Annotated in this window: 13 protein-coding genes and 1 pseudogene; 9 read left to right on the top strand and 5 right to left on the bottom strand. The window is 72.4% G+C overall.

Features of this window, described 5'->3' with window-relative positions; all coding sequences use genetic code 11:
- Nucleotides 1-16 precede the first annotated feature (16 nt).
- The 3 genes and pseudogenes from SL103_RS21885 (at nucleotide 17) to SL103_RS21875 (ending at nucleotide 1,772) form a co-directional block, all read left to right on the top strand.
- Nucleotides 17-643, top strand: coding sequence for a DNA polymerase ligase N-terminal domain-containing protein (locus tag SL103_RS21885; RefSeq protein ID WP_069570654.1), 627 nt, complete (start codon nucleotides 17-19; stop codon nucleotides 641-643).
- A 97-nt stretch (nucleotides 644-740) separates the two neighbouring features.
- A pseudogene (locus tag SL103_RS21880) lies at nucleotides 741-1,211 on the top strand (non-homologous end-joining DNA ligase); the annotation flags it as partial.
- Nucleotides 1,212-1,226: 15 nt separating this feature from the next.
- Complete coding sequence (locus tag SL103_RS21875) at nucleotides 1,227-1,772, top strand: cysteine hydrolase family protein (RefSeq protein WP_069570653.1); 546 nt, start codon at nucleotides 1,227-1,229, stop codon at nucleotides 1,770-1,772.
- 45 nt (nucleotides 1,773-1,817) lie between these two features.
- Here SL103_RS21875 and SL103_RS21870 read toward each other — a convergent pair whose 3' ends face one another.
- Complete coding sequence (locus SL103_RS21870; RefSeq protein WP_069574002.1) at nucleotides 1,818-2,297, bottom strand: DUF5709 domain-containing protein; 480 nt, start codon at nucleotides 2,295-2,297, stop codon at nucleotides 1,818-1,820.
- A 119-nt stretch (nucleotides 2,298-2,416) separates the two neighbouring features.
- The gene (locus SL103_RS21865; RefSeq protein WP_069570652.1) at nucleotides 2,417-2,827 is read right to left on the bottom strand and encodes a DUF2795 domain-containing protein; all 411 of its coding nucleotides are present in this window, start codon (nucleotides 2,825-2,827) and stop codon (nucleotides 2,417-2,419) included.
- 261 nt (nucleotides 2,828-3,088) lie between these two features.
- On the opposite strand from SL103_RS21865, the gene SL103_RS21860 reads away from it, so the two are divergent.
- Both SL103_RS21860 and SL103_RS39290 read left to right on the top strand, forming a co-directional pair.
- A complete protein-coding gene (locus SL103_RS21860) occupies nucleotides 3,089-4,228 on the top strand; it encodes a hypothetical protein (protein ID WP_069570651.1) in 1,140 nt (379 codons plus the stop codon).
- A gap of 57 nt (nucleotides 4,229-4,285) precedes the next feature.
- Nucleotides 4,286-4,414, top strand: coding sequence for an LPFR motif small protein (locus SL103_RS39290; protein ID WP_267893997.1), 129 nt, complete (start codon nucleotides 4,286-4,288; stop codon nucleotides 4,412-4,414).
- 89 nt (nucleotides 4,415-4,503) lie between these two features.
- On the opposite strand, the gene SL103_RS21855 is transcribed toward SL103_RS39290, so the two are convergent.
- Together SL103_RS21855 and SL103_RS21850 are read right to left on the bottom strand one after the other, a co-directional pair.
- The gene (locus SL103_RS21855) at nucleotides 4,504-5,997 is read right to left on the bottom strand and encodes an MFS transporter (RefSeq protein WP_208869926.1); all 1,494 of its coding nucleotides are present in this window, start codon (nucleotides 5,995-5,997) and stop codon (nucleotides 4,504-4,506) included.
- The gene (locus SL103_RS21850; RefSeq protein WP_069570650.1) at nucleotides 5,994-6,941 is read right to left on the bottom strand and encodes a nucleoside hydrolase; all 948 of its coding nucleotides are present in this window, start codon (nucleotides 6,939-6,941) and stop codon (nucleotides 5,994-5,996) included. The genes SL103_RS21855 and SL103_RS21850 overlap by 4 nt, the downstream gene beginning before the upstream one ends.
- Before the next feature lie 238 nt (nucleotides 6,942-7,179).
- Here SL103_RS21850 and SL103_RS21845 point away from each other — a divergent pair, with 238 nt between their 5' ends.
- The 3 genes from SL103_RS21845 to SL103_RS21835 all read left to right on the top strand — a co-directional run bounded on the left by SL103_RS21845 (nucleotide 7,180) and on the right by SL103_RS21835 (nucleotide 10,012).
- Nucleotides 7,180-8,205, top strand: coding sequence for a LacI family DNA-binding transcriptional regulator (locus SL103_RS21845; RefSeq protein WP_069570649.1), 1,026 nt, complete (start codon nucleotides 7,180-7,182; stop codon nucleotides 8,203-8,205).
- A 163-nt stretch (nucleotides 8,206-8,368) separates the two neighbouring features.
- Nucleotides 8,369-8,887, top strand: coding sequence for a lytic polysaccharide monooxygenase auxiliary activity family 9 protein (locus SL103_RS21840; protein ID WP_069570648.1), 519 nt, complete (start codon nucleotides 8,369-8,371; stop codon nucleotides 8,885-8,887).
- Nucleotides 8,888-9,064: 177 nt separating this feature from the next.
- Nucleotides 9,065-10,012 (top strand): hypothetical protein, encoded by a 948-nt coding sequence (locus SL103_RS21835; protein WP_069570647.1) that lies wholly within the window; start codon nucleotides 9,065-9,067, stop codon nucleotides 10,010-10,012.
- Between the two features lie 173 nt (nucleotides 10,013-10,185).
- Here the strand turns inward: SL103_RS21835 and SL103_RS21830 are convergent, their stop codons facing one another.
- On the bottom strand, nucleotides 10,186-10,614 hold the full coding sequence (locus tag SL103_RS21830; protein WP_069570646.1) for a DUF779 domain-containing protein: 429 nt from the start codon (nucleotides 10,612-10,614) through the stop codon (nucleotides 10,186-10,188).
- A 328-nt stretch (nucleotides 10,615-10,942) separates the two neighbouring features.
- Here SL103_RS21830 and SL103_RS21825 point away from each other — a divergent pair, with 328 nt between their 5' ends.
- Nucleotides 10,943-11,500 carry a PadR family transcriptional regulator gene (locus SL103_RS21825; RefSeq protein ID WP_069570645.1) on the top strand — a complete coding sequence of 186 codons (558 nt, stop codon included), beginning with the start codon at nucleotides 10,943-10,945 and terminating at the stop codon, nucleotides 11,498-11,500.
- Nucleotides 11,501-11,503: the final 3 nt, after the last annotated feature.

The following is an 11,503-nucleotide window of genomic DNA, read 5'->3' as shown; positions in this document are numbered from 1 at the left end:
GAGGCAGGCGACAGACGTGAGCGGCAGGAACGGACTGACGACCTACCGGGACAAACGGCACTTCGACCGGACCCGCGAGCCGGAGGGCGCGCAGACGCCCTCCGGGGACGAGCCGTGCTTCGTCGTGCAGATCCATGACGCCAGCACCCTGCACTTCGACTTCCGGCTGGAGGTCGACGGGGTGCTGAAGTCCTGGTCGGTGCCCAAGGGCCCGTCCACCGACCCGCACGACAAGCGGCTGGCGATGCCCACCGAGGACCATCCGCTGGAGTACCGGGAATTCGAGGGCGTCATCCCGGAGGGGGAGTACGGCGCGGGCACCGTGATCGTCTGGGACGAGGGCAGCTACCACCCGCTGACCAGCCACAAGAAGGGCCGCGCCGGCTCGTTCAGCGAGGCCCTGGAGGCGGGCCACGCCTCCTTCTGGCTCGACGGCAGCAAGCTGCACGGCGGCTACGCGCTCACCCGGTTCCGCTCCGGCGAGGGCCCCGGAAAACGGGAGTCCTGGCTGCTGGTGAAGGAGAACGACGACCGGGCCGGGCGGGGCGGCACCCCCGACGCCCGGCGCGCCCGGTCCGTGCGCAGCGGCCGCACCCTCAAGCGGGTGACCGCCGACGAGGCCGGGGGAGCAGCCGATGGGTGAGACCGGCTCGCTCCTCGACACGCTGCCGCCCGACCGACGGGAGCTGCTGGCGGAGGCGCCGGCGGGGGAGGACCGCAACCACGCCGGCCGGCACGAACTGGACGAGGCGTGCGCCCGCGGCTGGGAGGGCCTGATCGCCAAGCGCGCCGACGGCCGCTACGTACCGCGCCGCTCCTCGGACTGGCTCAAACTCAAGTGCTCCCAGGGGCAGGAGTTCGTCATCGGCGGCTTCACCGAGCCGTCCGGCAGCCGGGTCGGCTTCGGCGCCCTGCTCCTCGGCCACTACGAGGACGGCAGGCTGCGCTACGCCGGCAAGGTCGGCACCGGCTTCGACCGGCACACCCTGCGCCGCCTGCACCGGCTGCTCGACGCACGCCGGCGCGACCGCCCGCCCTTCGACGACCCGGTCCGCGAACCCCGGGCCCACTGGGTGCGCCCCGAACTCGTCGCCCAGGTCGGCTTCACCGAGTGGACGCGCGACGGCATGCTGCGCCACCCGCGCTTCCTGGGCCTGCGCGACGACAAGCGACCCCAGGAGGTCGTCCGGGAGCGGCCGGCGCCCGGCTGAACGGAGGCTCACCCGATGCCGAAGACCGCCCTGATCGTCATCGACATGCTCAACTCCTACGAACACGAGGACGCGGAACTGCTCCTGCCGTCGGTCCGCACGGCGCTGCCGCAGATCACCGCACTCCTGGACCGGGCCAGGGGAAGGGGCATCGAGGTCATCTACGTCAACGACAACTTCGGGCTGTGGCGTTCGCACCACGACGAACTCCTCGACGCGGTGCTCGGCGGCCCGCACGCCGACCTGGTGGAGCCGGTCCGGCCGGACGAGAAATCCCTGTTCGTGGTGAAGGCGCGGCACTCGATCTTCTATCAAACGCCGCTGGAATACCTGCTGCGCCAGCGCGGTATCGAGACCGTCGTGCTCTGCGGCCAGGTCACCGAGCAGTGCGTGCTCTATTCCGCGCTCGACGCCCATATCCGGCACTTCTCCGTCACCGTCGTCGAGGACGCCTGCGCGCCCATTCACCAGGATCTCGCCGCGGCCGCGCTGCGCATGATGGAGCGCAATATGCAGGCGAATGTCCTGCGCGCCGGTGACGAGGAAGTCTTCGCCCGCTGACGGGAATTCCGCCGGCCGCGTCCCGCACCCGGTCCGGCGGCCGGATCAGCTTTCCAACTCCCCTTCCCCCGCATTGTCGTGGACGATGTGCACCGCCGCCTCTTCCGCCGACGCGGCACCGCCGTCGATGCCCACGTCCCGGGCGGAGACGTCGTTGCTGCCGCCGCGCCAGAACCCCTCGTCGGAGCCCACCAGCCGGCCGGCCCGCTCGTCGCCGCACTGGAGATCCACCGGTTCACCCACCCCGCCCGGCAGGTCGCCGATGCCGTCGCCGTCGGGCGGACTGACGTCGGGCAGTTCCACCGACAGGCGGTGGTCGAGCCGCTCGCGGTCGTGCAGCTCCCGTGCCGTGGTCCCGTCGTGGTTCACCACGAACGGCCGCTCCGGAGGCGAGTAGCCGGTATCGAGCGTCTCGTCGAGACCGGGCTCGTCGAGGGCGTCCTCCATGTCCAGGTCGTTGGGGTTGTCCTGGGGATCGGAGCTGGGCGGCTGATAGACCTCGTCGCCCATCGCGTCATCGGACATCTCCACCCACCTTCTTCCCCTCCGTCCGCCCCACCGCGGGCTGCGGCGGGTGCCGGTAGCTCAATTGTCCGCCTCCTGCCGCCGCCCGGCAGCGCCAGGCGGCCCCACCTGCGCTGATCTCAGGCGCGGTGGTGCTCGGTGTGGATCCCCACGGCCTCGGCGATGCTCTGCACATTGCCGAAACGCTCGTGGGCGGGCAGCCGCTCGGCCATGCCGACCAGCCGGTCCGGGGCATTGTTGCGCCGCAGGGTCTCGATGATCGTGTTCTTGTCGGCCGGGTAGAGGCTCCGGCCGAGGTGCTGGGCGAGCTCGGAACGCAGCCCCACATCCTGCTCGGTCATCCCGCTCGGGGTGCCGCCCCGGAAGGTGCTCTCGGGCGACCAGGCGGCCACCGGCTGGTCCTCGCCGGCCGGCTGGAGCTCGTGCTCCTCGCTCGTGCGCAGCGAGCGCTCCGCGGTCAGCTGTCCGCGCAGCTGCCGCTTCATCATGTCGTCGCGGGCGGGGCCGGTCTTGTCCGTTCCGTGTTCCATGGGTGCCTCCGGCTCTACGAGTCGTACAGACCCGACGCGTTTCTCCCAGTTTCCCTGGTCCCTCCGCCCTAACAACCCGACAGCCGTCGTTTCAAGCCCGCGTACGGAACTCATCCGGGCGTGCACGGAAAGTGATCGGCATGTCTCAGCAGATGCATATGCCCGTCATGCATACGCCTTTGCGGAACGGGAATTCGTAGGAGAGCCAACCGCTTACCGGGAAGAATCCGCGGAATCCGAGGAATCCAAGGAGGCAGCGCCATGCGACTCTCGCTCCTTCGACCGGTCATCGATCGGCCAGGCCCCTGGGCGACCGTCTATGCCGGTCTGCCACCCACCACCGAGGACGCGGACGAACAACAGGAGTTGACCGCGAGCGCCATCAGTGCGCAGCTGTTCGCGCAGGGGGCGGACGAAGCCACCTGCGGGGCGGTGCACGAGGCCCTGGTCGCCCGGCGGGAGGGCGAACCGACCGGCGACGCCGGACACGTGCTGTTCGCCGCCCACGGCGTCGTGGTGCTGGACACGCCCCTGCCGGGACGTCCCGCCACCTCCCTCGCGGCCTGGGGGCCGGTCCCCCGGGTCACCCCGCTGCTGGCCGCGGTCGGTGACGACCCGGTGTGTCTCGTGGTCCGCCTGGACCGCAGGGGGGCGGACCTGTCCGTCGTCGGCGAACGGGGCCCCGAGGGTGCCGGCCAGGCCGGCGACGCCGACCGGCCGCCGCACCGCACCGTCTCGGGCGACTGGCCCGAACGGCATGTCCGGACCAAGGCGGAGAACACCGCGGAGCACACCGCCGCCGAGATCGCCGAGGCGGTGCGCGACGCCTACGACAGCTGCGGCGCCGAGGCCGTCGTGCTGATCGGCGACGCCCGCGAGCGGCACCTCGTCCACGACAAGCTCCCCGAGCAGCTCCGCGCCGTCACCTACGAGAGCGAGCACGGCGGACGCGCGCCGGGTTCCGAGACCGCCCTGGTCGAACGGGACATCGCGCAGGTCAGGGCCGTGCAGGAACGCGACCGTGTCGCGGCGGTGACGGACCGGTTCCGTACCGGAGAGGCGCCCGGCGGCAAGAGCGCCCCGCTCGCCGCGGCCGGCATCCCCGCCCTGATCGAGGCGGCGCGGGAACACCGCATCGACACGCTGCTGGTCGGCCCGCACGGCTCGGACCTCGGACGGCAGGTCTGGGTGGGCGACGATGTCGATCAACTAGCCGTACGCGGCACGGAGTTGAAGTACCTCGGGGAGGAGCATCCGGCCGCGGCCCGCGCCGACGACGCCCTGGTGCGGTCCGTCGCCGCGAGCGGCGCCCGGGTCGTGGTCGTCCGCGACCCCGAGCAGGCACCGGCCGGCGGGCTGGGCGCCATCCTGCGCTGGGAGGAGGAGCCGCCGCCGGAGTAACGACCGTGCGGACGGCCCGCCGCCGTACCGCAGGCATCGAGAGCAGGGAGGATCTTCATGCTGAAGGCGATCGCAGACGTGCTGAGCCAGATCGGTGGTGCTGTCGCCACCGTCGTCACCCTGCCGTTCCGGGCCGTGGCCCGGCTCTTCGGCGGCGCGTCGGCCAGCGCCCGCGGACACCACTGACGACGGACCGCCACGACCTCGCGACGCGGGCCGCCCGCCGACCGGAACATCCGGTCGGCGGGCGGCCCCTGTCGCGCGCGGTGGCCGGGTCAGTCCTGCGCCTCGGCCGCCACCGGCTTCGGGATCAGGAAGGACGTGGCGATGGCCGCGGCCAGGATGACTACGCCCGCGATCATGCCGGCGGTGTAGCCGCCGGCCGACGACGGGTCGGCCGGCTGCACGGCGGTCTTCACGGCGTAGAGCACCGCGAAGCTCAGCCCGGCACCGAGGTTGAACGCGCCCGCGTTCAGGCCCGGCAGGAAGCCCGGGTTGTCGCGCGGGGAGAGCACGATGCCCAGCCCGTTGAGGACGATGTTCGCCACCCCCGCGTAGGCGACGCCCACGAGGACGGAGGTCACCAGCAGCAGGACGTGCGAGTGGCTGTGCATCGTCAGCAGCATCAGCACGACCGTGGCGACCGAGCCGACCAGGCCCAGCCGCAGCACGCGGCCGTAGCCGAAGGTGGCGGCGAGCCGGCCGGCCAGCGGCCCCATGGCCAGTCCGGCGAGCGCGTACGGGGACAGCGTCCACCAGGCCGACTGCTCGGCGCTCATCCCGAGACCCGCCTGGGCGTCCTGGGCGAAGGCCGGGATCAGACCGTTCATGACGGCGAACACCCCGGTCATGGTGAGCACGGTGGTCAGCAGGGTCGCCCACGTGGCGCGCTGCTTGAGGTGCCGGGTCGCGACCAGCGGGTGACTGCTGCGGTCCTCGGTGCGCCAGAACAGCGCGAAGGCGACCGCGGACACCACGACCAGCACGGCGATCAGCGACCAGTCGGCGGCGGCCAGCTTGCCCGCCTCGTTGAGCGCGGTCAGCAGCGAGCCGACCGAGACCACCAGCAGCGCGACGCCCGGCCAGTCCATCCGGGCGGCGCCCGCCGCGCCGGACCCGGAGTCCGGGTCCGCGACCGGGGCCCTGGACTCGGGAGTCAGGGTGGCCACCAGCACGCAGGCGAGGGCCGCGACGACCGCCATCGCCCAGAAGACCGAACCGAAGCCGTGGTTGTCGGCGAGGTAGCCGCCGGCGAGCGAGTCGACGCCGGCGATCCCGCCGTTGACCGCGGTGATCACGCCGAGCAGGGTGCCGTACCGCTTCGGTTCCTGCACCTCCACCCGCAGCATGATCAGGCACAGCGGGACGACGGGGCCGCTGACGCCCTGGACGACGCGGCCGGCGAAGAGCATCGGCACGCTGGTCGCCAGCGCCGCGATGACGCAGCCGACGACCATCAGGCCGAGCATGCCCGCCAGCACCCGCCGCCGTCCGATGACGTCGCCCAGCCGCGGCAGGAACAGGGAGAACAGCGCCGCCGAGGTGAAGAAGGCGGTCTGGGTGAGGCCGATCTCGGCGGAGCTGGCGCCGAGGGTGTCCTCGATGTTCTTCAGCGCCGGGCTGAGCATGCTCGCGTTGAGCTGGAACGCGAAGCACGCCGCGAGCAGCGCGGTGACCAGCACGCCTATGCGGACGCCGGAACCGCTGCCGCCCGTCGTTGCCACGGGCTGCCGGGTGGTGGGGGAGTTCGTACCGGTGGACACGTTCATGCGGCGACGTCACCGATCCGTTCGAGCGCGTCCACGACGAGGTTCCAGAACCGCTCGTGGTCGAGCTTGACCGCCACCTGGGTGGTGCAGTCGTCGGGGGCGGGCGCGCGGAAGTCCGTGACGGTCATGCCGACCGTCAGCGCACCGCGCAGCTCGATGTCCACCGGGGCCTTGCGCACCGTCATGACGTCCGGGTCGATGACGTACGCGACCGCGCACGGGTCGTGCACCGGCGGGAACTCGAAGCCCTGGTTCTCCCGGTACGCCTCGCGGAAGAAGTCCAGCAGCTCCAGGACGAAGGTCGCGGGACGGGTCCCGACCGCGGCGATCTTCTCCTCGACCGCGGGGGTGGCCAGCGCCTGGTGCGTGAGGTCCAGGCCGACCATGGTGACCGGCCACTTCTCGTTGAAGACGATGTGCGCGGCCTCGGGGTCGATGATGATGTTGAACTCGGCGACCGCGCTCCAGTTGCCCTCGTGGTAGCCGCCGCCCATCAGCACGACCTCGCGGACCCGCTCGACGATCCGCGGCTCCTTGCGCGCGGCGAGCGCGATGTTCGTCAGGCCCGCGGTCGGCACGATGGTGATCTCACCCGGCTCGTGCGACATCACGGTGTCGATGATCAGGTCCACCGCGTGCCGGCGGTCCAGCTCGAAGGCCGGCTCGGGCAGCTCCGGGCCGTCCAGGCCGGTGTCGCCGTGGATCTCCGGTGCCGTCTCGATGTCCCGTACGAGCGGACGCGGGCAGCCGGCGGCGAAGGGGACGCCGGTGATGCCGGCGATCCGGGCCACGGACAGGGCGTTGCGGGTCACCTTCTCGACCGACGCGTTCCCCACGACGGTCGTCACGGCGACCAGTTCGACATCGGGATTGCCGTGCGCGAGGAGCAGGGCGATCGCGTCGTCGTGCCCCGGGTCGCAGTCGAGGATGATCTTTCTGGCCAACGGAAGAGCCCCTTTGCTCTGCGGAACGGTGGTGCGGGGGTGCTGTGAAGTCTCTGAGCGCCGCAGGAGGCTGCTGCCGCTGGAAAACGTTCTCCGAGAATTTGGCTCACCACGCCGACCGATGTCAACGGAATGTGAGCCATACGACCGGTTGATCCTCGTCACGGATACGGTGCGTGAGCGGTGATAACGTTTGCCGCCCTCATCCGGCTCGGCTTGACAAAAGGGGCCCACCACCGTGGCCGAAGTCACCTTGAAGGACGTCGCGCTGGCGTCCGGCTGCTCCATCGCCACGGTCTCCCGGGTGCTGGCCGGCACCCGCCCGGTCGGAGCCGAGACCGCGCGGACCGTCCGGGCGGCGGCCGAGGCGCTCGGCTACCGGCCCAACCACGTGGCCCGCGCCCTGCGCAGCCGCAGCACCGGCACCGTCGGCCTGGTGCTGCCGCAGATCACCAACCCCTTCTTCCCGTTCCTCGTCCGCGAGCTGGAGCACGCCCTGCACGCCGAGGACCGGGCCGTGCTCCTCGCCGACTGCGACGACGACCCGGTGACCGAAGCGGCCCGGATCAACGCGCTGCTGGCCCGGCGGGTCGACGCGCTGCTGCTGATACCGGTCGATGAGCGGCGCAGCCGGGAGGCGGTGGCGGCCGCGGCCGCCCAGGTGCCGCTGGTCCTGCTCGACCGCGGCTGCGGCCCGGGCGTCGCCGACTCCGTCGCCGTCGACAACGCGGCCGGAATGGCCCTGGTCCTGGCGCATCTGGCCGCCACCGGCCGCCGCCGCCCGTGCTTCATCGGGGCGGCCGGCACCGCGTCGGCGGCGGCCGAGCGGCGTGCCGCGTACGAGGCGGGAGCCGCCGCTCTCGACCCCGGTGCTCCCGGCCGGGTCGCGCTGGGGGACTTCTCGGTGGAGTGGGGCCGGGCCGCCGTCGACCGCCTCTGGCCGTCCCGCCCCGACGCCGTGGTCTGCGCCAACGACCTGATCGCGGCCGGCGCCCTGCAACGGCTGCGCCAACTGGGCGCGGACGTCCCCGGGGAGGTCGCGGTCACCGGCTTCGACGACATCCCGCTGGCGGGGCTGGCCGACCCGGCGCTGACCACGGTCCGCCAGCCGCTCGCCGAACTGGCCGCCGAGGCCGCCCGGTTGCTCTCCCGGAACCCGGCCGCCGGCCCGCCGGCCGCCCGGCGCGCGGTCCGCCTCGCCCCGGAACTCGTCGTACGGGCCTCCAGCGCGGGCCCCGGCACCCGCGGGGGCGGCTCCTCCTGACGCTGCGTCAGCTGCGCGCGGCGGCAGCGGGCTCCCGTCGCCCGGGTGGCGGGCTCTCGCGGGCAACCGGCTCCCGACCTCTTGACCGTACGCGGTCAGCGAGTAAAGTCTAGACCAATTCCCTCACCCTCGCGCCACTCACCCCCCTCGCGAAAGGGTTGACATGAACAGGAAGAGAAGACTGGCCGTCGCCCTCGGGGCGGGCATCGCCCCGCTCCTCGTCGTCACCATGCCGGCCGGCCCGGCCAGTGCGCACGGCTATGTGTCCTCCCCGCCCAGTCGGCAGGCCCAGTGCGCGGCCGGAACCGTCCCGTGCGGTGAGATCAAGTGGGAGCCGCAGAGCGTCGAAGGCCCCAAGGGGCTGACCAGTTGCAGCGGCGGCAACAGCCGGTTCGCCGAACTCGACGATGACGCCAAGGGCTGGAAGGTCACCCCGATCGGCCACTCCCAGGCGTTCAACTGGCGGCTGACCGCCCGTCACCGCACCAGCACCTGGCAGTACTTCATCGGCGGCAGGAAGATCGCCGAGTTCAACGACAACGGGGCACAGCCCCCGGAGACGGTGACGCACACCGTCAACTTCGGCAGTATCACCGGCAAGCAGAAGATCCTCGCGGTCTGGAACATCGCCGACACCGCGAACGCCTTCTACGCCTGCATCGACGTCAACATCGGCGGCTGACACCTCCGGGCCGCCCGCCTCGCCGGACCCGCGCCCCCTCCCGTCCCCGCCGCCTCGCCACCCTCGGACGCTCACCGTCGTGAGCGGTCGTCAGCAGGGCGGCGGGGGCGGCGGGTACACCCGTTACGATCGGCCCCGTCGAGGCCGATGCGCGTGGCCGCTGCCGGGAGGAAAGAGATGGGCCTGTTCCGCCGAGGACCGAAGCGGGATTCCCGCGAAGTGGCACGCGACGGGGAGTTCAGCTTCTTCTCCGCGCGGGAGGGCGGCGTCTTCAGATCACAGGTCCGGCAGGCATTCGCGGAGCAGGGGCTGGAGGTCACCGCGTACGCAGGGGTGGTCACCGACTCCGCGGGCCGGCAGTTCGGCCTCGGCAACCTCGCCGCGGTGTGCCACCGCGACCGGCGCGGGGAGCGCAGCTGGCCGGTGCTCATCCGGGACCACGTCGGCAAGGTGCTGCGGACGATGGACGGGCCGCAGCCGCTGGAGATCCTCACCGAGGACGAGATCCGGGCCTGCCTCTATCCCCGGGTCGTCGCGCAGGAGACGCTGCCCGCCTCGGACTCCTTCCGCTACGGACGGGAGCCGGCGCCCGGCCTGCGGGAAGTGCTCGCGCTGGACCTGCCGGAGGCGGTGCAGATGCTGAGCGCGGACTCGCTGACCGACCTCGGTGACGTGGCCGAGCTGCGGATCCGGGCCATGAACAATCTGCGCGCCCTGCCCGTCGAGGGGCACGAGACGGTGCGGCGCGGCGACGGCTCGGCGTTCGAGGTGCTGCTCGGGGACTCGTTCTTCACCGCGAGCCGGGTGCTGGTGCTCGACGAGCTGGTGCGCCGGCTCATGGGGACCGGGCTCACCCCGGACGGGGCGCTGGTCGCCCTGCCGTTCCGCCACCAGCTGGCCTTCCACCGCATCCACGACGCCCAGGTCATCCCGGCGTTGCAGGCCATGGCGCAGTTCGCGGCGGCCGGCCACGAAGAGGCGGCCGGTGCCATCAGCCCCAGGGTGTTCTGGTGGCGCGGCGGGGTGATGACCCCGCTCAGCGAGCGGGACGGTGACGGGCTGCGGGTGGTGGTCGACGGGGAGTTCCAGCGGCTGCTGGAACGGCTGGTGCAGGACGACAAGTGAGCCGTGGGCAGGGCCGTTCCGGCGCGGTCCGGCGCACCGCACAAGATTTTTCGCGAAATTCGCCCGGAAAGGGAACCGACGTCCCCTCCCACCCGTTTTCCCGAGTGAGGCCCCGCGCTCTCCCCCGTGCGTGGGGCCTCACTGCTGCCCGGGCGGACCCGCGCCGGGCGGTCTCAGTCCCCGAGCCGGTCCCGTTCCTCCTCGGTCAGCAGCCGGGAGCGGATCAAGAAGCGCACGCCCTCGGGTGCCTCCAGCGAGAAGCCGCTGCCCCGGCCCGGCACGACGTCCACCGTCAGATGGGTGTGCCGCCAGCGCGCGAACTGGTCCGCCGCCATCCAGAACCCCACCGGCTCCGGTACGCCCGCCACGCTCAGCCGGCCCAGCAGCACGTCCGACGCCCCCGTGCGGAACTCCCCGGCCGGGTAGCACATGGGGGCGCTGCCGTCGCAGCAGCCGCCGGACTGGTGGAACATCAGCGGGCCGTGCTGATCGCGCAGCAGGCGCAGCAGTTCGGTCGCCGCCGCGGTGAGCGCGATGCGCGAGGTCCCCTCCGGTACGGCGGCGCCCGCGCAGGGCGCTTCCCATCCGTCGCCGGCGGCCATCAGGGACGGCTCCGCCGCGACGCGGAGCGGCTGGGCGGCCGGTTCCCGATCTCCACGTGGTGCATGCGCTGACCCCTTCCTGAGCGGCGACGACGGATGCCGGGCGGCCGGTACGGCGGCGCGGCGACCCGAGCGGGTCCGGGGCGCGCCCCGGTGAGCCGGCACGGCGGCAGGGTCCGATCCAACCCGCCACAGGGTTGCACGATGGTTGCACGCGGGGACGGAGCGTGCGCGGCCCGCCGTCGGCGCGCCTGCCGCCCGGGTGAGCCGTGTCTCACCGGGCCGGCGCCCCTTGTTTATGCAACGAGTTGCATAGAAGGATCGGGGCATGGCGCTCGACCATGCGATCCTCGTCTCCCTGCTGGAGCAGCCGGGCTCCGGCTATGAGCTGTCCCGGCGGTTCGAGCGGTCCATCGGCTACTTCTGGACCGCCACCCACCAGCAGATCTACCGCGTCCTCAAACGCATGGAGAGCGACGGCTGGATCCAGGTCCGCGAGGTGTCGCAGCAGGCCAGGCCGGACAAGAAGGAGTACTCCGTCGCGGCGCCCGGCCGGGCCGCGCTCTCCCAGTGGCTCCACGAACCGATCGAACCCGAAAGCGTCCGGCACGACCTCGCCGTGAAGATCCGCGGCGCGGCCTTCGACGACCCCGCCGCGCTGATCCGCGAGGTGGAGCGGCACCGCCAGGCGCACACCGAGCGGCTCGCGCACTACCTCGCGGGGGAGCGGCGCGACTTCACCGGCCCCGGCGCCCCCGCGGAGCCCGATGCCGGACAGCAGCTCCAGCACGTCGTGCTGCGCGGCGGCATCGCGTACGAGCGGATGACCCTGGACTGGCTCGACGACGTCCTCGCCACCCTCCGTCGGCTCGGCCCCACGCGCTGAACC

The organism is Streptomyces lydicus, from assembly GCF_001729485.1.
Taxonomy (GTDB): domain Bacteria; phylum Actinomycetota; class Actinomycetes; order Streptomycetales; family Streptomycetaceae; genus Streptomyces; species Streptomyces lydicus_D.
Note: the sequence above shows the minus strand (reverse complement) of the source record. Positions and strands in the feature narration are given on the sequence as shown.